This is a genomic window from Pantoea sp. MQR6 (genome assembly GCF_022761075.1).
In the GTDB taxonomy this organism is placed as follows: domain Bacteria; phylum Pseudomonadota; class Gammaproteobacteria; order Enterobacterales; family Enterobacteriaceae; genus Pantoea; species Pantoea phytostimulans.
Genome location: NZ_JAKYXB010000006.1, coordinates 1 through 21006 on the forward strand (window position 1 = coordinate 1; position 21006 = coordinate 21006).

Annotated in this window: 20 protein-coding genes and 1 pseudogene; 3 read left to right on the forward strand and 18 right to left on the reverse strand. The window is 51.2% G+C overall.

Annotated features, from left to right (window positions below):
• The 5 genes and pseudogenes from MUG06_RS18975 to pepQ form a co-directional block, all read right to left on the reverse strand.
• Positions 1-197: pseudogene (locus tag MUG06_RS18975) on the reverse strand (hypothetical protein); the annotation flags it as partial.
• An 11-nt stretch (positions 198-208) separates the two neighbouring features.
• Positions 209-745: a menaquinone-dependent protoporphyrinogen IX dehydrogenase gene (gene hemG, locus MUG06_RS18980; RefSeq protein WP_243079690.1), complete on the reverse strand. Its 537-nt coding sequence runs from the start codon at positions 743-745 to the stop codon at positions 209-211.
• 18 nt (positions 746-763) lie between these two features.
• A complete protein-coding gene (gene trkH, locus MUG06_RS18985) occupies positions 764-2215 on the reverse strand; it encodes a Trk system potassium transporter TrkH (RefSeq protein ID WP_215847952.1) in 1452 nt (483 codons plus the stop codon).
• A gap of 32 nt (positions 2216-2247) precedes the next feature.
• Complete coding sequence (locus MUG06_RS18990) at positions 2248-2865, reverse strand: IMPACT family protein (protein ID WP_243079691.1); 618 nt, start codon at positions 2863-2865, stop codon at positions 2248-2250.
• Positions 2865-4196 (reverse strand): Xaa-Pro dipeptidase, encoded by a 1332-nt coding sequence (gene pepQ, locus MUG06_RS18995; protein WP_243079692.1) that lies wholly within the window; start codon positions 4194-4196, stop codon positions 2865-2867. The genes MUG06_RS18990 and pepQ overlap by 1 nt, the downstream gene beginning before the upstream one ends.
• Positions 4197-4382: 186 nt before the next feature.
• Here pepQ and fadB point away from each other — a divergent pair, with 186 nt between their 5' ends.
• Together fadB and fadA are read left to right on the forward strand one after the other, a co-directional pair.
• Positions 4383-6566 carry a fatty acid oxidation complex subunit alpha FadB gene (gene fadB, locus MUG06_RS19000; RefSeq protein ID WP_243079693.1) on the forward strand — a complete coding sequence of 728 codons (2184 nt, stop codon included), beginning with the start codon at positions 4383-4385 and terminating at the stop codon, positions 6564-6566.
• Positions 6567-6576: 10 nt separating this feature from the next.
• Positions 6577-7740, forward strand: a complete 1164-nt coding sequence (gene fadA / locus MUG06_RS19005) for an acetyl-CoA C-acyltransferase FadA (RefSeq protein ID WP_243079694.1) — start codon at positions 6577-6579, stop codon at positions 7738-7740.
• A gap of 72 nt (positions 7741-7812) precedes the next feature.
• On the opposite strand, the gene fre is transcribed toward fadA, so the two are convergent.
• From fre to pepE, 3 genes are all read right to left on the reverse strand, one after another.
• Positions 7813-8514: an NAD(P)H-flavin reductase gene (fre, locus tag MUG06_RS19010; protein WP_215847956.1), complete on the reverse strand. Its 702-nt coding sequence runs from the start codon at positions 8512-8514 to the stop codon at positions 7813-7815.
• A 41-nt stretch (positions 8515-8555) separates the two neighbouring features.
• Positions 8556-10040, reverse strand: coding sequence for a 4-hydroxy-3-polyprenylbenzoate decarboxylase (gene ubiD, locus MUG06_RS19015; RefSeq protein WP_215847957.1), 1485 nt, complete (start codon positions 10038-10040; stop codon positions 8556-8558).
• A gap of 80 nt (positions 10041-10120) precedes the next feature.
• Complete coding sequence (gene pepE / locus MUG06_RS19020; protein ID WP_215847958.1) at positions 10121-10846, reverse strand: dipeptidase PepE; 726 nt, start codon at positions 10844-10846, stop codon at positions 10121-10123.
• A gap of 208 nt (positions 10847-11054) precedes the next feature.
• Between pepE and rfaH the strand changes: the two genes are divergently transcribed.
• Positions 11055-11543, forward strand: coding sequence for a transcription/translation regulatory transformer protein RfaH (gene rfaH, locus MUG06_RS19025; RefSeq protein ID WP_215847959.1), 489 nt, complete (start codon positions 11055-11057; stop codon positions 11541-11543).
• On the opposite strand, the gene tatD is transcribed toward rfaH, so the two are convergent.
• The 10 genes from tatD to udp form a co-directional block, all read right to left on the reverse strand.
• Positions 11540-12322: a 3'-5' ssDNA/RNA exonuclease TatD gene (tatD, locus tag MUG06_RS19030; protein ID WP_243079695.1), complete on the reverse strand. Its 783-nt coding sequence runs from the start codon at positions 12320-12322 to the stop codon at positions 11540-11542. The two genes, rfaH and tatD, sit on opposite strands and share 4 nt — an antisense overlap.
• Positions 12323-12422: 100 nt before the next feature.
• Positions 12423-13181 (reverse strand): Sec-independent protein translocase subunit TatC, encoded by a 759-nt coding sequence (gene tatC, locus MUG06_RS19035; RefSeq protein ID WP_243079696.1) that lies wholly within the window; start codon positions 13179-13181, stop codon positions 12423-12425.
• On the reverse strand, positions 13181-13708 hold the full coding sequence (gene tatB, locus MUG06_RS19040) for a Sec-independent protein translocase protein TatB (protein ID WP_215847962.1): 528 nt from the start codon (positions 13706-13708) through the stop codon (positions 13181-13183). The genes tatC and tatB overlap by 1 nt, the downstream gene beginning before the upstream one ends.
• Positions 13709-13711: 3 nt before the next feature.
• Complete coding sequence (gene tatA / locus MUG06_RS19045) at positions 13712-13966, reverse strand: Sec-independent protein translocase subunit TatA (RefSeq protein WP_215847963.1); 255 nt, start codon at positions 13964-13966, stop codon at positions 13712-13714.
• Positions 13967-14077: 111 nt separating this feature from the next.
• Entirely contained in the window at positions 14078-15715 is a 1638-nt protein-coding gene (gene ubiB / locus MUG06_RS19050) for a ubiquinone biosynthesis regulatory protein kinase UbiB (protein WP_243079697.1), read from the reverse strand.
• The gene (locus MUG06_RS19055; protein ID WP_243079698.1) at positions 15712-16317 is read right to left on the reverse strand and encodes an SCP2 domain-containing protein; all 606 of its coding nucleotides are present in this window, start codon (positions 16315-16317) and stop codon (positions 15712-15714) included. The genes ubiB and MUG06_RS19055 overlap by 4 nt, the downstream gene beginning before the upstream one ends.
• A 12-nt stretch (positions 16318-16329) precedes the next feature.
• The gene (gene ubiE / locus MUG06_RS19060; protein ID WP_243079699.1) at positions 16330-17088 is read right to left on the reverse strand and encodes a bifunctional demethylmenaquinone methyltransferase/2-methoxy-6-polyprenyl-1,4-benzoquinol methylase UbiE; all 759 of its coding nucleotides are present in this window, start codon (positions 17086-17088) and stop codon (positions 16330-16332) included.
• 75 nt (positions 17089-17163) lie between these two features.
• Positions 17164-18663 (reverse strand): DNA recombination protein RmuC, encoded by a 1500-nt coding sequence (gene rmuC, locus MUG06_RS19065; protein ID WP_243079700.1) that lies wholly within the window; start codon positions 18661-18663, stop codon positions 17164-17166.
• Between the two features lie 85 nt (positions 18664-18748).
• Entirely contained in the window at positions 18749-20017 is a 1269-nt protein-coding gene (locus MUG06_RS19070; RefSeq protein ID WP_243079701.1) for a tetratricopeptide repeat protein, read from the reverse strand.
• A gap of 97 nt (positions 20018-20114) precedes the next feature.
• Entirely contained in the window at positions 20115-20876 is a 762-nt protein-coding gene (gene udp / locus MUG06_RS19075) for a uridine phosphorylase (RefSeq protein ID WP_215847968.1), read from the reverse strand.
• Positions 20877-21006 lie beyond the last annotated feature (130 nt).

Consider the following 21006-nt stretch of genomic DNA (forward strand, 5'->3'; position numbering starts at 1 on the left):
TGGCGTATATTACGCTTCTCTCCTTCAGAGTCAACCCCTTTTTCAGAAGTTTTCTCCGGCGACGCAGTTTCCTGCGTCTCCTGAACCGCCATCCCGTTGCCGGTTTGCCGTGTCAGTGGAGGCGCATTATAGGGAGTTCTTCCGGGCTGACAAGAGTTTATTTCAAATAAATTATCGTTCGATTTAATTTTCAACAAATCGTGTTTTTTTAACTCGTCTTGCCTGGTAAACGTGCAAATTCTTGGGCGAAACGCGTCACTTGTTGCCAGTCAGTGTATTCAACTTCTTTACTTGAATCAGTTTCGCCACCGGTCATTCGCATAATAAGCTGAATCATAATGCGATCGAACCAGCGATAACGCGGATAACGTAACGCGCCAGCAAACACAGCACAGCAATCTGGTTGCCAAGGAGACTGATTAAGAAACTTAGCGGTATACGCATTTGTTTCAGGCGAGCGTTTCTCTGGTTTGCGCGCAGTTAGGTTTACGGAGAAGAAGCCACTGGAACGTTGCTGTAGTTCACGCTGATGGCGCTTAACAAACTCTGCTACTGCCGGATGAAAATGCCCATAGCGAATTGAGGCCCCAATCAGCACGCGATCATACTGTGTCCATTCCACATTGGTCGTATCCAAAATATTCAGCACATCGCATGCCTGCTTCCCTTCCAGCTCTTTCGCTATAGAAGAAGCGATGAGTTGCGTTTGCCCATCGCGGCTGGAAAAAAGAATCAGTGCTTTCATTGTTAGTATCCTTATTTATTACTCACGCCAGAAAGTTGGCGTAAACAGCACCAACAGCGTGAATACTTCGAGACGACCAAACAGCATCGTGGAGATCAAAATCCATTTAGCCACATCATTCATTGAGGTGAAGTTATCTGCCACCACCCCCAAGCCCGGGCCTAGATTATTCAGCGTTGCGGCGACTGCCGCAAATGCTGAGAAGTCGTCTACGCCTGTGGCGATAATTGCTAGCATGCTGATCAGGAACACCAGCGCATACGCAGAAAAGAATCCCCAAACCGCTTCAAGAATACGTTCCGGCAACGCGCGGTTACCTAGCTTGATGGTATAAACCGCATTGGGATGGACGAGACGCTTCAATTCGCGATTGCCCTGCTTACACAGCAACAGGATACGAATGACCTTTAACCCACCGCCCGTTGAGCCCGCACAGCCACCGATAAAAGCAGAGCAAAGCAGCAGCACTGGTAAAAACAGTGGCCACCGCGCAATGCTATCAGTAGTAAAGCCAGCGGTTGTCGCCATAGAAACGACCTGAAAGAAAGCCTGGTTCAACGTTTGCCAGCCGCTGGCATAAACATTATGAAACCACAGCACCAGCGTACAAATCATAACCAGCGTGAGCTGCACACCAATAAACATGCGAAATTCAGGGTCACGCCAGTAAACACGTAAGTTGCGTCCACTTAACAGTGAAAAGTGCAAACCATAATTACAGCCTGAGATCAGCAAAAATACCGCCACGATAGTGTTGATAGTTCCACTATTAAAGTAACCGAGGCTGGCATCATGAGTAGAAAAGCCGCCGATAGCGATGGTCGAAAAACTGTGGCCTATAGCATCAAATACGGGCATACCCGCCAGCCAAAGCGCGATTGCGCAGGCAATAGTTAATAACACATAGATTAACCACAACGTTTTGGCCGTTTCAGCGATACGTGGCCGCATTTTGTTATCTTTCAGCGGACCGGGCATTTCAGCACGATATAACTGCATTCCGCCCACGCCCAAAATAGGCAGAATCGCCACGGCTAAAACAATGATTCCCATCCCGCCGAGCCATTGCAGCATTTGGCGATAGAAGAGAATCGCTTTAGGAAGAGAATCTAATCCCACCAGCGTGGTTGCGCCGGTAGTGGTCAATCCAGAGAAGGATTCAAAGAACGCATCAGTAATAGAAAGATGGGGTTGCTCGGCAAAAATGAACGGCATCGCACCCACGCTGCCCAGCACCGTCCAAAACAGCACCACAATAAGAAACCCTTCTCGTGGTTTTAGCTCGGTCTTCTGTTTGCGGTTTGGCCACCACAGCAGTGAACCAATAACTAATGCCATCATAAACGTCTGACTAAAAGCACGACCGGCACCGTCGCGATAGATCAGCGCGACCAAACCTGGCAAGATCATCGTGACCGAAAAGAGGATCACCAGCAGACCGACAATGCGGGTAATGGCGCGAAAATGCATTCAGCCGTTCCTTTAAAAAGAGAGTAAACAGATCAAGGTGTGAGCGAGAAAAGCGTCAACGCGCCTCGACTAAAGTCTGACAGATTTTGTCTGAATCCATCAATTTGTCCATAAGGTAAGGCCAGCGTCAGGGAAATGCGATCTTGATAATGACTCTCTGCGATCTTGCCCTCAAAGCGAAGCAACAGACGTTCAATATCACTGAGTTGTGCGTAATCACACTGAAGCGAAAAGAGTTTCATTGGCACCTTTAGGGTGCGCGTCAGCTGTTTCAAACCTTGCTGTACGCCGCCGCCATAGGCTTTTACTAATCCACCAGTACCCAACATAATGCCGCCGTAATAGCGCACCACGACGGCAGTAATTTCACCGATGTTTGCACCCATCAGCTGTGCCAGCATCGGTTTACCCGCCGTTCCGGAAGGCTCGCCATCATCGGAGAAACCCAGCTGCTGCGAGTCATTGGGAGCACCAGCAACCCAAGCCCAACAATGATGACGCGCACCGGGATGTTCATTTCTGACCTGCTGAACAAAGGCACGTGCCGCTTCTACCCCGTCGGTATGAGCTAACAGAGTAATAAAGCGGCTTTTTTTAATCGTCTCCTCACTGACGTTTACCGCGTCAGCGGGAATGTCGAAGGCGTTCATCAGGCAAGATTCAAATCGCGCGTCATGTTTTCAATACGATTGGCATGAATCACTACATTATCTTCGATGCGCACGCCCCCAAACGGCTTCAGCGCATCAATGGCTTGCCAGTTAATGTGCTGGCTAAACTTACCGGCACGCAACGAAGCAAGCAGAGAGTCAATGATATAGAAACCCGGCTCAATAGTGATCACCATGCCCGGCTCCAGCACGCGAGTACAACGGAGATAAGGATATTGTGAAGGTGCTGCAAGATGAGTGCCGTGATCATCCTGCATAAAACCAGCCACATCATGCACCTGTAATCCCAGCGGATGGCCCAAGCCGTGCGGCATAAATGGCCCAGTAATATCTTCAGCCACCAGCGCTTCTTCACTGAGCCCCTGAACTAAATCGAACTTCAGCAGCAGTTTGGCAATACGCTGGTGCATTTGCAGATGGTAGTCGGTATAACGCACACCTGCTTTCAAAGTAGCAATCAGCGCCAGTTCTTCTGCATTCATCGCTTCTACCAAGCTGGCATAGAGCGATCCGCTTTGCGCTGCATAGCTACGGGTTAGATCAGCAGCGTAACCAAGATATTCAGCGCCAGCATCAATCAGAAAGCTGTGGCGTTTCGCCGGTGGTTGATGATCCAACTTGGTGTAATGCAACACCGCAGCATGTTCATTTAAGGCGATAATATTACCGTAAGGCACATCGGTATCGCGATGGCCCGTTGCCGTCAGGTAAGACTGATTGATGTCAAACTCGCTGAGACCAGCAGAAAAGGCTTCTTTTGCCGCACGATGCCCCGCAATCGCCACTTTTTGCGCCTGACGCATGCAGGCCAACTCATATTCGGTTTTGATGCTGCGATGATAATGCAGGAAATCGATCACCGCTTTAGGGTTCACATTGCCCGAAGAAATACCCAACTGCCCAGCTCGCTCAATAACCGGGCCGATATACGCAACGTTATCGCGCTGCGCGGGCAGCAGTTGTCCAATCTCATCCGCTTTTTTCAGACCAATAACTTCAACGTCATCAGTCCAAAAACTGTTCGGCAGCGGCTCGACGTTGTGCCAGTAATCAACCGGAGAATAAAACCAGAGCTTGGGTTTATTTACGCCATCAATCCAAAGCCAACAGTTAGGAACTTGAGTGACAGGAACCCAGGCTTTGAACTGTGGATTCACTTTGAAGGGATAACTGTGATCATCCAGAAATACCGTCAGCAATTCGCCGGAGTGAATCAGCATTGCATCAAGCTTATTGTGCGCCAGCACCTGCTGTGCCCGTTTTTGCAACGTAGCGATATGCGCGTGATACAGGGTTTTCAGTGAATCCATGGCCGTTTCTCCAGAGTCGCGAAATCGCCGCAGTTTAGCACAGCCGCAAAGTGGATGCCGTGTTCCGGGAGGTTGTGATCTTGTTAGCAAATACCTGAAGAGCCGTTTGCAAAAAATTAACATCACTTCCACACTCACGATCATCTGGTATGACCAGATCACCTTTCGTGGTTTCAGGAGACGCACATGCTCTACCAAGGCGCAAATCTTTCTCTTCACTGGCTGGACGACGGCATCGCCGAGCTGGTTTTTGATGCACCCGGTTCGGTAAATAAACTCGACACAAAAACGGTGGCAAGTTTGGGCGAAGCCATCGCCGTACTGGAACAGCAACCAACTTTACGTGGTCTGGTGCTGAGCTCGGCAAAACCAGCGTTTATTGTGGGCGCAGATATCACGGAATTTCTGTCACTATTTGATGCGCCGACCGAAAAGCTCAGCCAGTGGCTAACTTTTGCAAACAGCATATTTAATCGACTCGAGGATTTACCGGTTCCAACCATTGCCGCTATTGACGGTTATGCCTTAGGTGGCGGCTGTGAATGTATTCTGGCCACCGATCTCCGTGTCGCCACGCCCACCGCACGTATTGGCTTACCCGAAACCAAACTGGGCATCATGCCAGGTTTTGGCGGTAGCGTACGTTTACCCCGCTTGCTCGGTGCCGACAGCGCCTTAGAAATTATTGCGGCAGGTAAAGATGTTGATGGTTTGAGCGCACTAAAACTCGGTTTAGTGGACGCGGTGGTTGAAAGCGACAAGCTGCGCCAGGCTGCAATCACTATGGTCAAAGAGGCTGCGGTGAATAATAGCTGGCGTCAACGCCGCGCGCCAAAGCTGGCCCCCTTGAAACTCAGCCCGATTGAAGCAGCGATGAGTTTCACTATTGCCAAAAGCATGGTGATGCAAACTGCCGGAAAACATTATCCTGCACCGCTGACTGCAGTTAAAACCATTGAAGCCGCTGCTGCGCTGGATCGTAACGATGCGCTAAAGCTGGAAACGGCTGCGTTTGTACCGCTGGCGCAATCGGATGAAGCTCGTGCTTTAGTCGGTATCTTCCTTAACGATCAATATGTCAAAGCGTTGGCAAAAAAACGCAGTAGTGAAAGCGGTACGCCATCACAGGCTGCGGTTCTGGGCGCTGGCATTATGGGTGGCGGCATTAGCTACCAGTCAGCGTGGAAAGGCGTGCCGGTTAAAATGAAAGACATCAATCCGCAGGCGCTAACACTTGGCATGAATGAAGCCAGCAAGTTGCTTAATAAGCTGCTGGAGCGCGGAAGAATTGATGGCAGCAAACTGGCGAGCGTCATTGCTACCATCCAACCGACATTGGATTACTCTGGCTTTGAGCAGGCCGATATCGTGGTGGAAGCCGTGGTAGAAAATCCGCTGGTTAAAGCTAAGGTACTGGCTGAAACCGAACTTCATTTGCGTCAGGACGCCATTCTGGCCTCAAACACCTCCACCATCCCTATCAGCCAACTGGCACAAGCGCTGCAACGTCCCGAGAATTTCTGCGGGATGCACTTCTTTAATCCCGTGCCGCGTATGCCACTGGTTGAAGTCGTGCGTGGTGAGAAAACCAGCGAAGCGACGATCGGTAAAGTGGTGGCCTGGGCCAGCAAAATGGGTAAAACGCCGATTGTGGTAAATGATTGCCCCGGTTTTTTCGTCAACCGCGTATTGTTCCCCTACTTCGCCGCTTTTAGCTTGCTGCTACGCGATGGAGCGGACTTCCGTCACATTGATAAAGTCATGGAAAAACAGTTCGGTTGGCCGATGGGCCCAGCGTGGCTGCTGGATGTGGTCGGCATTGATACTGCACATCATGCGCAAAGCGTCATGGCCGATGGTTTTCCACAGCGCATGAAGAAAAATTATCGCGATGCCATCGATGCCCTGTTTGATGCCAATCGTTACGGCCAAAAGAACGGCAAAGGTTTCTGGCATTGGGAAGAAGATAAGAAAGGAAAGCTGAAAAAAGTGGCAGATGCGGAAGTGGATACGCTGCTGCAACAGGTTTGCCAGCCGAAACGCGAGTTTACGGATGAAGAGATTCTTAACCGCATGATGCTGCCGATGCTGAACGAAGTGGTGCGCTGCCTGGAAGAACAGATTGTCGCCTCACCTGCCGAAGCGGACATGGCCTTGGTTTATGGCTTGGGCTTCCCACCATTCCGTGGTGGCGCGTTGCGCTATCTCGATACGCTGGGCAATAGCAATGTGGTTGATCAAGCGAAACGTTATACCTCGCTCGGTGCTCTCTACGAGCTGCCCGCGTTGCTGCTGCAGAAAGCTCACCAGCATGAAAGCTGGTACCCCGCCGCCAAACCCATTGATGAAGCTGCGCTGAAAAGCGCCTGAGGTAAAGAATATGGAAAATGTGGTGATTATTGATGCGGTGCGTACACCAATGGGCCGCTCGAAAGGCGGCGCGTTCCGCCATATACGCGCCGAGGATCTTTCGGCACACCTGATGCGTGAATTGCTGAGTCGCAATCCCGCGGTAAATGCCTCTACACTGGATGACATTATCTGGGGCTGCGTTCAACAAACGCTGGAGCAAGGTTTTAATATTGCTCGTAATGCGGCGCTGTTGGCAGAGATTCCGCACCGCGTGCCGGCAACAACCGTCAATCGTTTATGCGGTTCTTCTATGCAGGCATTACACGATGCGGCACGCACCATTATGGTTGGCGATGCCCACAGTTGCCTGATTGGCGGCGTTGAGCATATGGGGCATGTGCCCATGAGCCACGGCGTAGATTTTCATCCCGGATTAGGCCGCACGGTGGCGAAAGCCGCAGGTATGATGGGATTAACTGCCGAAATGCTGGCACACATGCATCACATCAGCCGTGAGCAGCAAGATGCTTTCGCGCTACGCTCACATCAGCGCGCATGGCAAGCCACACAACGTGGCGATTTTCAGCGCGAGATTGTCGCTACTTACGGCCACGATGTTGATGGTGTCTTGAAGCGCTATGACTTTGATGAAGTGATTCGTGAAGAGACCAGTCTTGAAGGGCTGGCAGCACTGAAACCGGCGTTCGATCCGGTAAATGGTACCGTCACAGCAGGCACATCATCTGCATTATCAGATGGCGCAGCGGCCATGTTGGTGATGAGCGAAAGCCGCGCGCGTGAACTGGGCCTGACGCCACGTGCACGCATAAGAAGCATGGCGGTGGTGGGTTGCGATCCTTCTATCATGGGTTATGGTCCGGTTCCTGCCAGCAAGTTGGCATTAAAACGCGCCGGGCTAAGCATCAGCGATATCGATATTTTTGAGTTGAATGAAGCATTTGCAGCGCAAACGCTGCCGTGCATTAAAGATTTGGGATTGTTGGAGCAGATGGATGACAAAATCAATTTGAATGGCGGCGCTATTGCACTCGGACATCCGCTGGGTTGTTCAGGCGCACGTATCAGCACCACATTACTGAACATCATGGAACGACGCGATGCCCAATTTGGCCTTGCAACAATGTGCATCGGCTTAGGTCAGGGCATCGCTACCGTATTCGAACGTCTTTAATACGTTGAGTCTCAACCTGGCTGTTTTTACCCGCCTGTCAGAGGCGGGTTTTTTCTGTTTGCCAATGCGTTATCAAATGAAGGCGAAAGCATCACCGTACATTTGTGCTTCAACCGCGCCGCGTTCGGCACAGAAGCGATCGCGGGCAATTTTCGCCATCTCAAAACGGCCGGCAATATAAATTTCATGCTCGCTCAGCGTACTGAAATCCTGCATTACTGCGGTAAGCACCGTGCCGGATCGACCTTGCCAGCCCTGTTCTGGCTGTTCAACGACCGGGATCACTTTGAGATTAGGATGCTTAACTGACAGCGCATTGAGCTCTTCCAAATCGTACAAGTGTTTCAACTCACGGCCGCCCCAGTAAATGGCAATATCGCGGTTCGGCTGCTGCGCCAGTGCGGTAAGCAGAATAGAACGCGCATAAGAGAAGCCTGTTCCACCTGCGATCAAAATTACCGGCTTAGTACTCTCTTCACGCAGCCAGGCATCACCATGCGGAATATCCACAGTAATTTGGCGATCGTCACGAATACGATCCATCACGGCCATTGCATACAGGTTCAGGTCGGAAGCCCCGATATGCAGCTCAATAATTTCTTTTTCCATCGGCGTCGATGCCAGCGAAAACGGGCGCTTATCGCGTTCGTCCATCACCACCATCAAATACTGTCCCGCGCGAAAATTAAAATCCGCTTCTGGAATCAGACGAACGCGATACACCGTGTCGGTAATCGCTTCAACTGAAGTTACTTTACAGCTTAACGTTGTCATGCGTTCCCTCTGTCGGGTCGTCTTTATGGTTGTGCTCGCCGTCAGCGTTGTGGCGGCTGATCGAAAATACCTAACTCATCCCAGATGGCGTCAATGCGCGCCGTGACCGCAGGATCTTTCTCAATGGGCGTTCCCCATTCACGCTGCGTTTCACCCGGCCATTTGTTGGTCGCATCAAGTCCCATTTTCGATCCCAAACCGGAAACCGGTGAGGCGAAATCGAGGTAATCGATCGGCGTATTCTCAACTAATACCGTATCACGCGCGGGGTCCATACGGGTTGTAATCGCCCAAATCACATCGTTCCAGTCACGCGCATTAACGTCGTCGTCACACACAATAACAAATTTGGTGTACATGAACTGCCGTAGGAATGACCAGACGCCAAACATTACCCGTTTAGCATGTCCCGCGTACTGTTTTTTGATCGTGACTACTGCCAGGCGATATGAGCAGCCTTCAGGCGGTAAATAGAAATCAACAATCTCCGGGAACTGCTTGATAAGGATCGGTACCAGTACTTCATTCAACGCCACACCTAAAACCGCAGGTTCATCTGGTGGGCGTCCGGTATAGGTTGAATGATAGATCGCTTGATGACGCTGCGTTATATGCGTCACGGTAAATACCGGGAAACTGTCTACTTCATTGTAGTAGCCAGTGTGGTCGCCGTAAGGGCCTTCAGGTGCCATGTCGCCAGGTTCGATATAGCCTTCCAAAACGATTTCCGCGCTGGCCGGAACTTCAAGATCGTTGGAGAGGCATTTCACGACTTCGGTCTTATTGCCACGAAGTAAGCCGGCAAAGGCATATTCAGACAACGTATCTGGCACCGGTGTCACTGCACCAAGGATGGTAGCAGGATCCGCACCCAGCGCGACAGAAACCGGAAAGCGCTCACCCGGATGCGCTTTGCTCCACTCCTGAAAGTCGAGTGCGCCACCGCGATGCGAAAGCCAGCGCATGATCAACCGATTTTTGCCGATGACCTGCTGGCGATAAATGCCCAGATTTTGACGCTCTTTATGAGGGCCACGCGTTACGGTTAACCCCCAGGTAATAAGCGGCGCGGCATCACCAGGCCAACATTTCATTACCGGGATACGCGATAAATCCACTTCATCACCGCTGAACACCACTTCCTGACAAGGCGCATTGCGCAGACGTTTAGTCGGCATGTTCAGCACTTGTTTGAACTGCGGCATCTTGTCGAACAGATCGCGGAACCCTTTAGGCGGCTCAGGTTCTTTTAAAAATGCCAGCAATTTGCCAACTTCACGCAGGGCGCTCACCTCTTCCTGTCCCATGCCCATCGCCACACGTTTTGGTGTGCCAAACAGGTTGCACAGTACCGGCATGTCATACCCTTTTGGGTTTTCAAACAACAATGCAGGCCCGCCAGCACGTAAGGTACGGTCGGCAACCTCCGTCATTTCCAGTATGGGATCGATCTCTTGGGTGATGCGCTTTAATTCACCACGCTGCTCTAACAGCGCGAGGAAATCTCTTAAATCATGATATTTCATGCGGCTTTAGCTTTCCGGCCAGAGTGAAGCGGCCATTATAAGGCCGAATATCTTGGTATGTTGAGGTTTATGCGACAACCTTAATCGCAGCGAAAAGGAACCAGCGATTGCAGTGCGCTGACATCGTAACAACGCTGAATCGGCTGGTTGTGACGGAACAGTTTAAAATCTTCATCACGCACGCTGAAGTAATTGAGACGATCTTCGCTGACGTGCAGAAAACTGCCTTCACGCAGCGCTATTACGGATTCATCAGGATTAACGGCGCAGAACTCTGCCAGCCGCTCATCGCGCGTTTCACCCATGTGACCGCTGACGTGTGCGTCAATATAATGAGGATTGATTTGAACCGGGAACAAACCTAGTGCAGGCAACACCACAGTGCTGCGAACTGGCATGTCATTGGTGGTGCGGATCGACGGTGTCGCCACGTTACAACCCGCGCTCCAACCGACGTAAGGCACGTTACGCTCACGGACTGCGCGCTGAATCGGCACAACCAGCCCTTTTTCATGCAGCATCTGATTCAAAAACCAGGTGTTTCCGCCACTGACCAGAATCAGTTCTGCCTGTTCAATCGCCTCAACAGCGGATGAAAAATCCTGGATAGAGCGCACTGAAATTCCCAGCGAAACGCTAAGATCGACGGCACGCTGTTGCTGGTCGCCGCGAATAATCGCATAGGGAATAAGCACAGCAGAAGTGATGCCGCGCTGGGCAATCATCGCGTGCAGCTGAGGCTGCGCATAACCTAACAGCGGTGCATCATCCGCTAACTTGCCATTGCTCAACAGAAACAGTTCCATCAGGTGATCCTTTTCGCATAGGTAATGGGCATCGAGTCTGATACAGAGGATAGCGGGACGTCAATTTCCAATCCGCTTTTCTGAAGCCATTCCGCATGTTAGGAAAAGTCTCAGTTTATTTTAGCGTCTCACCCCTTTCAGCGTTTCGATGCGCTATAACTCTGGCAGCAGGTTTGGTATTCTTAGCGTCCATTCGATGGGAGCAGTTATGGAATCCTGGTACTTACTTTATTGCAAACGTGGACAGCTCTTGCGCGCTAAGGAACACCTGGAGCGGCAAGAAGTCAATTGCCTCAGCCCGATGATCGCGCTGGAAAAAATTGTGCGCGGCAAACGCACTACAGTAAGTGAACCGCTGTTCCCTAACTATCTGTTTATCGAATTTGATCCAGAAGCCATTCATACTACGACCATTAGCAGCACACGCGGCGTCAGCCACTTTGTGCGTTTTGGCACAACACCCGCAACCGTCCCCTCTGCTGTTATCGAAGCGCTGCAAACCGATGCACCGCAAATTTTGCTCGACCCAGAGACGCCGCAAATCGGTGACGAAGTCATCATCATCGAAGGCACTTTTGAAGGTCTGCGCGCTATTTTTGCGGAACCAGATGGAGAAACGCGTTCTATATTGCTGCTAAACCTGCTCAACAAGCAGGTCATGCGTAGCGTAGATAACAAGCAGTTTCGCAAGGCTTAAAGCAGACGGAATAGCGTTCGCGCATTGTGATCGACGCGCGCAGTCAACGCCTTAACATCCTCTCCTCGCCAGGTAGCAACCTGTTGAACAATATGCGGTAAAAAACAGGGCTCATTGCGACGGGAAGTCGGACGTGGCCGCATATCACGCGGCAACAAATAAGGCGAGTCGGTTTCCAGCAGCAGACGATCCGCTGGAATCAACGGCAGCATCTCACGCAGTTCCAGTCCTCGACGCTCATCGCATACCCAACCAGTAATGCCTACCGACAAGCCTAAACTCAGGCAAGCCTCCAGTTCGTCACGCGTGCCGGTAAAACAGTGCAACACCGCGCCGGGCAGTTTAGGCAACCAAGGCTCCAGTACCGCAACGAAGCGATCGTGCGCTTCACGGCAGTGCAGGAAAACCGGCATATTCAATTCCGCCGCTAAAGCCAACTGAGCATCAAAAGCATATTCCTGCTGTTGATGCGCCGATAAATTGCGATTGAAGTCGAGCCCGCATTCACCAATCGCCACCACTTCGGGTTTTTCCGCCAAACGGCGTATTGAGCTGGCGATTTCAGCTGACCATTCGCTGGCATGATGCGGATGTACGCCTGCCGTAGACCAGCAGAAGTTTGGCTGGCCCGCCGCAAGCCGCTGCGCTTGCTGGCTTTCCAGCGCATTGGTGCCGGTAATCAGCATGCCGGTGACGCCCGCTTCGCGCGCGCGTTTAACCACCTTTTCCCGGTCGGAGGCGAATTGCGTGCTGGTCAGGTTTACACCGATATCAAACATACTTTTTCCCATTTGTAAGAGAGATATAAACAAAAACCGCCCAGAAGGCGGTTTGGATTCAACTTTATCCCGCCGATGCGGGGCGCTCTTAATAGAGACATCAGGATTCGGTGTTCTGTTCCTCATCCTGCTCTCGGCGGCCTTTCCCCACATAGTAACGTGAGAAGAATACGCCGACTTCAAACAGGCAGTACATCGGAATAGCGAGCAAAGTTTGGGAAAAAACGTCCGGCGGCGTCAGCAGCATGCCAACGACAAAGGCACCCACCAAAATATAAGGGCGTTTTTTTCTTAAATCATCTGGATTAGTGATACCAGTCCAGCAAAGCAGCACAATCGCTACCGGCACCTCAAACGCTACACCAAACGCCATAAATAACGTCATGACGAAATCGAGATAGTTGGTGATATCGGTCGCGATGGTAACGCCCTGCGGTGCCGTTTTGGCAAAAAAGCCAAAGGCCAGCGGAAACACAATGAAGTAGGCAAAAGCTACACCGATATAAAACAGCAGCGTACTGGAGAACAGCAGCGGCATGACCAGCTTGCGTTCATGACGATATAACGCTGGCGCTATAAAGGCCCAAACCTGATACAGAATCACCGGCACTGCGAAAAATACCGACACAATAATAGTCAGCTTTATCGGAGTAAAAAACGGTGATGCGACATCCGTTGCGATCATGCTAGCGCCGGCCGGCATCTGACTAATCAGCGGCGAGGCAACCAGATGATAGATATCGTTAGCAAAGTAAATCAGCGCCAGGAAGATCACCAAAACGGCGATGATACAGTTCAGCAGGCGCTTGCGCAGCTCAATCAGATGGCTGATGAGCGGTTGGGTATCTTCAACGGCCATTATCGTTCATCACTTGCAGAAGAGGTTGTTGCTGTGCTGTGGGCGGTGGCTGACTTTTCAAGTTTCACCGCTGGCGTGGCTTCGACGCTACCGGGAGCCTGGGCAGGCGCGCTGGCCTGGCCTTCCGCTGTCGCCGGCGTCACAGGATGAGAAACCTGCGCTGACTCGACAGGTTTCTGCTGCGGAGCATGAATGGTGTTCGCTTCGTCTTCCTCTTTTTCGATATCAATGCTCTGTTGATAGGAGCGCTTCATCGAATCCGCCGTTTTACGCAGCTCTTCCATTGAGTCTTTTAGCTCAGGCGAAAGCGTGCCGCGGCCCGCTTCTTCGACCTTCTTCAGGCTGTCTTGCAACTCTTGCAGTTTCAGCTCTTGCGCCAGCTCGTTTTGCACATTGGCTGCCAGCGAACGTATCGCCCTGATCCAGCCGACTACGGTTTTCACCGCAACCGGTAAACGTTGCGGGCCGAGAACAATCAGCCCGATAACGAACACCAATACCAGTTCACTAAAACCAATATCGAACACGGTTTACACCTGCTTGTCGTTCTTGGCTTCTTCTTTGTTAGCCGAGGTTTGCTGTTTGTCCGCCAGCGTTTTGGCGTTGAAGTCAGCGTCCTGCTCGTTCGGGTGATCCTTTTTGTTGTCCTCATCACCCATGGCTTTTTTGAAGCCACGAATTGAGGAGCCCAAATCCGAACCCAGATTGCGTAATTTATTGGTACCGAAAAGAAGTACAACAATCACGGCAATAATTAACAATTGCCAAATACTGATACCGCCCATGGGATAGCCTCTAATATTCTGTGAAAAACTGTTGAATAATGCACCACAGAGAGCCTGTATAAATTCAGGCCTGAGCCAGCGACATTACCGCGTTTTGTGCTGAAGTGACAATCAGTTTGTCTTACGCCAGCCAATTAACCAAGAGACAATCCCCGCTGCCATTAACACGGCAGGAAAGAAGTCCCATTCCGGTCGACTCAAGAGTACCGCCGTGCCGCTTAACAACAGCGTGGCACCGACGCCAAACAGATACTTCGCCTGATGATGGCGGGTACGCTGCGCATTGAGATCGACCACTAACTTATCGACGCTATGCCGCAAAAGCTTATGCTGACGCATGCTGTCGTAAAACAGTTCCGGCAGTTCAGGCAATTTTTCTGCCCAGAATGGCGCTTTCTCTTTCACCGCACGAATGATTGCCGGGATACCGATCTGATCCTTGATCCAGTCTTCAAGGAAAGGTTTTGCCGTCTTCCACAAATCCAGTTGCGGATAGAGCTGACGTCCAATCCCTTCTACATAGAGTAGCGTTTTTTGCAGCAAAACCAGCTGCGGCTGTACTTCCATATTGAAGCGGCGTGCCGTATTAAACAGATTCAGCAGCACGTGACCAAAAGAAATCTCAGCCAGCGGCTTCTCAAAAATCGGTTCGCAGACGGTACGGATAGCAAATTCAAAATCTTCAACATTCGTATCTGGCGGAACCCAACCAGAGTCGACGTGTAATTCAGCGACCTTTTTGTAATCACGGTTAAAAAAGGCGATGAAATTTTCAGCTAAATAGCGTTTATCTTCTTTGTTAAGCGAGCCCACAATGCCGCAGTCGATGCCGATATATTGCGGATCTTCTGGATGATCGTAGCTCACGAAGATATTGCCGGGATGCATGTCTGCATGGAAAAAACTGTCGCGAAAAACCTGCGTGAAGAACACCTGAACGCCGCGCTCGGCGAGCAATTTCATGTTCACGCCGTGTTGTTCAAGCGTCACTACATCTGAGATAGGGATGCCATAAATGCGCTCCATCACCAGCATTGTTTCGCTGCAGTAGTCTGAATAAATCTCAGGCACATACAGCATGCGGCTATCTTCAAAGTTACGACGCAGCTGAATAGCATTCGCCGCTTCACGCAGCAAATTCAATTCATCAATCAAGGTTTTTTCATAATCACGCACCACTTCAAGCGGGCGCAAACGGCGACCATCTGGCAGCAAGCGCGGCACCCAACGCGCTAAGCGATAGATCAGCTGCATATCTGCTTTGATCACAGGCAGGATGTCTGGGCGGATCACCTTGATAACGATTTTCTTACCATTGGATTTCAGCGTCGCGGTGTGAACTTGCGCTATCGAGGCCGACGCCAGCGGTTTGATCTCAAAATCATCAAACCAGGTTTCAATCGGTGCACCCATCGAGGCTTCAATCTGCGCTTTCGCTTTGACGCCATCAAAAGGCGCAACACGGTCCTGCAAAATAGCCAGTTGGTCAGCAATCATTGGCGGGAATAGATCGCGACGCGTTGATAGCATCTGGCCAAATTTAATCCACACTGGCCCAAGCTGCTCCATGGCCATACGCAAACGCGCACCAATCGGCTCTTCAACGTGCTTATTGGGAATCCAGAAAACGCAGCGACGCCACAGACGAAGCGGAAGGGTAATGCGCATTTGAGGGATTAATTCATCAAGGCCGTAAGTTAAAAAAACCTTGATAATGAAATACAAGCGGCGGATCTCACCAAAACTCATTTCGCCTCCAGCTGCGCTAAACGCGCAGTGAGCGCATCAAGCGAACGTTCCATCGCGTCTACCTCTTCGGAAAACCAGGCTAACTCCAGCGCGCCGGGTGCAACGCGCCACTCTTCAGTAATCGCCTGACCTAAATAATCTTGGCGCCGTTGCACTTCACCTTTTACAAAACGCAAAGCACGCTGTGCGCCTTGGCTAATGCCTTGGGCCGCGATATCACCGATCCAGGGTGCCAAATATTCGGCGGGATCCAGCTCAGCCAGATCCATAAGTGCAGAAAATTGCTGCACCACCTGCAAGTCGCCTTCAACCTCCAGTTCACCGCTGCGGATCAGGCTGGTGAGCTGTTGACGATCGCGCAGTTTCGGCAATGTTTTTAGCTGGGTGATCACCGTGCAATCGCTGACATCCTGCCAATCACCCAACACATCCAGCTGTTGCTCGCTGAACACCAGCACTAAAGGATTGGAAAATTCGCTCAAACGCAGCGTCAGTACTTTACCTGCCAAACGTTGGCGCGCAGCTTTCAGGCCGCGGTCGCGATACAGCACACGGTTCAGTGCACTCTCAAGTCCGGCAGTGATTAGGGGCGTTAAGGTCATCACCATAGTCGTTTAGAACTTAAATCCACGGTGCAGCGCAACGATGCCGCCGGTCATATTGGAGTAGGTGGTATTTTCAAACCCAACATCGTTCATCATCGCCTTCAGGGTTTCCTGATCGGGATGCATACGGATTGACTCGGCCAGATAGCGATAGCTTTCTGCGTCTTGTGCCACCAGCTGGCCAATACGCGGCAGGATGTGGAAAGAATACGCATCGTAAGCTTTGCTTAATGGCTCAAGCAACGGCTTAGAAAACTCCAACACCAGTAAACGTCCGCCCGGCTTTAATACGCGAAACATCGACGCCAGCGCTTTCTCTTTTTCGGTCACGTTACGCAGACCAAAAGAGATGGTGATGCAGTCAAAATAGTTATCCGGGAACGGCAGCGCTTCGGCATTTGCCTGCACGTAATTGACGTTGCCAACCACGCCGAGATTGCGCAGTTTTTCGCGACCCATTTTCAGCATGGAACTGTTGATGTCAGCCAGTACAACCTGACCCGTTTCACCAACCAAACGAGAGAACTTTGCGGTTAAATCACCGGTTCCGCCCGCCAAATCTAATACACGTTGACCACGGCGCACGCCGCTGCTGTCAATGGTAAAACGCTTCCAGATGCGATGAACGCCAAACGACATTAAGTCATTCATCACGTCATATTTTGCCGCTACGGAATGAAACACGTCCGCGACTTTGTCAGCCTTCTCGCTTTTAGCGACCGTCTGAAAGCCAAAATGGGTAGTTTCCTGCTGTGATTCATCTGCCATCGGTTTTACCTGCTCCACAAACAATTCTTCACGAAGTGTATCAGAGTCACGGAAGTCAGGCACGCAGCGCCCATGTTATTCATGGAGGCGTCTCACACGTAAGTCGCTGTCATCCGCTTCGTTTTCATCTTCTAACTCATCTTCAGCATCGCTTTCTGGCTTTGCACGTTCCACCAGCAAAGGATTGATTGAGCGCTTCACTTCAACCCCAAGGTCCCGAAAACCTTCGCTTTGCGCAATGAGATTTCCGCGCCCTTCTGCCAACTTCTTCATCGCCTCGCGATAGCTGTTTTGCGCTTTATCCAGATTGACGCCAATCCCGCTCATGTCATCCACAAACAGCCGCATCTTGTCATACAGTTTTGCCGCACGCTCGGCGATACGCTGCGCATTGCGGCTTTGATGTTCATAACGCCACAGATTATTGATGGTACGTAGCGCCACCAGCAGCGTGGTTGGGCTAACGAGCATGATGTTCTGCTGTAGCGCTTCACTGATCAGTTCTGGCTGGCGATCAATAGCCAACAAAAAGGCTGGCTCAACCGGAATGAACATCAACACATAATCCAGCGATCGTAAACCCGGCAATTGTTGATAATCTTTGCGCCCGAGCAAGCGAATGTGTCCGCGCATTGCGCTGATATGTTCCTGAATCGCCTGCTCGCGATCAGCTTCATCTTCCGCGTTGAAGTAGCGTTCATAGGCAACCAGCGTCATTTTAGCGTCAATCACCACATCCTTATCTTGCGGTAAACGAACGATCACATCCGGTTGCATCCTGCCCTGCTGTTCCGACTGAATGCTGACTTGAGTTTCATATTCGTAGCCTTCGCGCAGACCTGATGCTTCCAGCACCCGGCTCAACACCACTTCGCCCCAGTTTCCCTGGATTTTATTATCGCCTTTCAGCGCTTTAGTGAGGTTAACCGCTTCCTGCGCCATCTGGGCATTCAGCTGCTGGAGCTGACGAATTTCATGTGTGAGCGTATGGCGTTCGCGCGCCTCAAGGCCAAAACTTTCATGAACCTGACGACGAAAACCATCCAGCTGTTCACGCAGCGGGCTAATCAGGCTGTTTAGACTTTGGCGGTTCTGTTCATCGACGCGCCGCCCGCTGTTTTCAAAAATGCGGTTAGCGAGATTTTCAAACTGGGCGCTCAGGCGCTGTTCACTGTTGGTCAGCAGACGCTGCTTCTCTTCCGTGGCGAAACGCGTCTCTTCCAGTCGGATGGTGACTTCACGCAGCTCAGCTTCCTGAGCACTATTAACTTCCAGCTGATTACGCAACTCGCGATTCAGCTGCTCGCTTTCGCTGCGCCAATAATCCAACTGTTGCAGACGCTCATTCGCCCCGCTCAACGCACCATGCAGTTGACGAAGTTCTTGCTCGCGTTGCTGAGATTGTTGTTGAAGTTGGTCGATATGCAGCTGCTGGCGCTGTTGTGCTGCTTCCAACAAGCGACGCTCGGTAGCAAAACTGGCGAGTTGTTGACTGGCGCGCAGTTGCGCCAGTATCCAGCCAATGCCCAAGCCTGCCAGCGCCAGGCAGGCGCTGATAATGATGTGCTGATCCATGATTCCCTCGCCAGATGCGTTGCTGAGGGAAAAGGTAGAGTCGCACTGTATGAATGTCCAGACAATTCTGCCCGGCGTTAAGGCGTTATAACGCTCTGACGCTCAGCGTGCCTGCTTGCCAGTCATCAATCAGGAAAAACGGCATCGGCAGCATCCATTCTCCTTTTTTAACTTTCGCCGGATAATTCCAGGTATTGCCGCCGTAAGTGATTTCAACCTGCTGCTCTTCGCCGTCAACGCCATTGGTTTTTCCTGCCATGCTGGCAAAACCAGCGTTGCTGCCTACATGGAAACTGTCCGTTTTCCAACGTATCGGTGCATGTGCTGGCCAAGGCTGCGCCTGATAAAAATTAAAGATATCATCGTGATTGAGAATACTTTCTCGCACTGTTGGCCATAAGGCGACTTTCAGGAAGTACTGATCGGTAAAGCGTTCGCTGCCTTCATATTGTGCAATGAAGTTACGCATCGACTGTTCAACGTTGTTAAATACGCCATGACAGCCGCCCCACATTCCTGCCAGCAATAATTCGGTGTGTGAATAATAGTCACGCATATGGTGGAACCAGTATGGCGAAGCTAGCCAGGCATTAACCGCCGCCACTTCACGTTCCGAAAGCAAGGAATCTGCGTCACGCACGATGTAGCGTTTTACCGCAGGATCATCCATCACCAGGAAACGCCAAAGCGTAGGGAAAATAGTTTTTTCATGCGACATATCTACTAACTGTACATGCCGCTGCTCAAGGCGCTGCCAGACATGTTTCGGCACGGTGTCGTCAAGATAGACTCGGCAAACCCAGCCCGGATAGAACTCTTGTGCCACCTCCACGTTTTTGATCAGCGTTTCGCAATAGCGCGGCTGACCACCATAAAGGCTAAACGAAATCACGTTTTGTTCAGGCTGGCTAAGATCGATGGGTTCGGGTTGCGGTGCAGGATAAGCGTAGCGCTGGCCTTGACTAAAACGTGCATCTGACTGATTCAGTGATTCCAGGCCATAACGCGCCACTTCTTCATTTTTACCTAACCAACCGCAGACTTCTGTCAGGCCATCCAACCAGGTTTCCGAAGCGGTGGCACGCAATGCAGCAGGTGCCTGATAGATTTTTTGGTAAATCTTGTAGGATTTATTGTATTGACCCAGACGCATCAGGCAGAGCGCATAATCGCTCAGCACTTGCATTTGATTAGGCATAAAACGCAGAACTTCTTCACAGCATTTCATCGCCTGCTGGAAATTATTCTGGCTCATCGCGACGCGGAAGCGCGCGGCGCTATTTTCCATTTGCGCTTGCAACGCAGCGGGATTAGGTCCAAAGGAAGGTCGACGTACAGGAATCGTATTGCGCATAAGAAAGTTCTCAGGTTCAGCTGAAATGGCGCGCATCTTAAGGGAAGCAGCAGGTTAACCTTTATAAGCCCGGTCTTGAAACCTGCTGCCGCGCGCGTTATAGCAAGCGACGCGCCGCTTCTACAACAATCTTCACCGCATCGCTTTCGGTCTGTTTCATGGTCGCCGCATCTGGAATCTCTTTCTGCGTACGATTCACGATAACGCCCGCCACCATACCGGCTCGCAGCCCTTGGCTGGCGCACATGGTTAACAGTGTAGCGGATTCCATCTCATAGTTGAGAACACCCATCTGTTGCCACTCTTTCATTGAACCCTGAAAGCGGCTGACGACGCGTCCTGAAACAGTGTCATAGCGTTCCTGACCTGGATAAAAGGTGTCGGAAGATGCCGTGATACCAATATGGGTAGCTGCGCCACACTCCTCTGCTGCCGCAACCAAGGCAGTCGTGCAGGCAAAATCCGCTACTGCGGGGAATTCCATCGGTGCAAAGTGCAGGCTGGCACCATCTAAACGCACTGATGCGGTTGTGACTAATACGTCACCTACATTAATGTGCGGTTGAATCGCGCCGGTGGTACCAACACGCAAGAAGGTGCGCACCCCAAGCTGGGCCAGCTCTTCAACCGCAATGGAAGTGGAAGGCCCGCCGATACCGGTTGAGCAAACAATCACCGGTTTACCATCCAGTTTTGCTAGCCATGAGGTAAATTCACGGTGCGAAGCCAGATGCTGCGCATCGTCCATCAGTCCGGCGATTTTCTTAACGCGCTCCGGATCGCCGGGCACAATGGCTAAAGTCGCCCCTTGCAGATCGGCTTTGGTAAGACCAAGGTGGAAAACGTCAGACTGTGTCATTTCAGACTCCTGATTAAAAGAAAGTAGCGCGCCACTTTACGTCAGCCCGCCCGATAAATATGTGATAACACTCACTTCATAAAATGAAAGTTACATTTTTTATCAGAAAAAAAGCGATCAATATCACACC

Bases quoted from the DNA above. Each gene is read 5' to 3' on its own strand.
- hemG (WP_243079690.1), bottom strand. From the start codon at position 745: ATGAAAGCACTGATTCTTTTTTCCAGCCGCGATGGGCAAACGCAACTC.
- trkH (WP_215847952.1), bottom strand. From the start codon at position 2,215: ATGCATTTTCGCGCCATTACCCGCATTGTCGGTCTGCTGGTGATCCTC.
- MUG06_RS18990 (WP_243079691.1), bottom strand. From the start codon at position 2,865: ATGAACGCCTTCGACATTCCCGCTGACGCGGTAAACGTCAGTGAGGAG.
- pepQ (WP_243079692.1), bottom strand. From the start codon at position 4,196: ATGGATTCACTGAAAACCCTGTATCACGCGCATATCGCTACGTTGCAA.
- fadB (WP_243079693.1), top strand. From the start codon at position 4,383: ATGCTCTACCAAGGCGCAAATCTTTCTCTTCACTGGCTGGACGACGGC.
- fadA (WP_243079694.1), top strand. From the start codon at position 6,577: ATGGAAAATGTGGTGATTATTGATGCGGTGCGTACACCAATGGGCCGC.
- fre (WP_215847956.1), bottom strand. From the start codon at position 8,514: ATGACAACGTTAAGCTGTAAAGTAACTTCAGTTGAAGCGATTACCGAC.
- ubiD (WP_215847957.1), bottom strand. From the start codon at position 10,040: ATGAAATATCATGATTTAAGAGATTTCCTCGCGCTGTTAGAGCAGCGT.
- pepE (WP_215847958.1), bottom strand. From the start codon at position 10,846: ATGGAACTGTTTCTGTTGAGCAATGGCAAGTTAGCGGATGATGCACCG.
- rfaH (WP_215847959.1), top strand. From the start codon at position 11,055: ATGGAATCCTGGTACTTACTTTATTGCAAACGTGGACAGCTCTTGCGC.
- tatD (WP_243079695.1), bottom strand. From the start codon at position 12,322: ATGTTTGATATCGGTGTAAACCTGACCAGCACGCAATTCGCCTCCGAC.
- tatC (WP_243079696.1), bottom strand. From the start codon at position 13,181: ATGGCCGTTGAAGATACCCAACCGCTCATCAGCCATCTGATTGAGCTG.
- tatA (WP_215847963.1), bottom strand. From the start codon at position 13,966: ATGGGCGGTATCAGTATTTGGCAATTGTTAATTATTGCCGTGATTGTT.
- ubiB (WP_243079697.1), bottom strand. From the start codon at position 15,715: ATGAGTTTTGGTGAGATCCGCCGCTTGTATTTCATTATCAAGGTTTTT.
- MUG06_RS19055 (WP_243079698.1), bottom strand. From the start codon at position 16,317: ATGACCTTAACGCCCCTAATCACTGCCGGACTTGAGAGTGCACTGAAC.
- ubiE (WP_243079699.1), bottom strand. From the start codon at position 17,088: ATGGCAGATGAATCACAGCAGGAAACTACCCATTTTGGCTTTCAGACG.
- rmuC (WP_243079700.1), bottom strand. From the start codon at position 18,663: ATGGATCAGCACATCATTATCAGCGCCTGCCTGGCGCTGGCAGGCTTG.
- MUG06_RS19070 (WP_243079701.1), bottom strand. From the start codon at position 20,017: ATGCGCAATACGATTCCTGTACGTCGACCTTCCTTTGGACCTAATCCC.
- udp (WP_215847968.1), bottom strand. From the start codon at position 20,876: ATGACACAGTCTGACGTTTTCCACCTTGGTCTTACCAAAGCCGATCTG.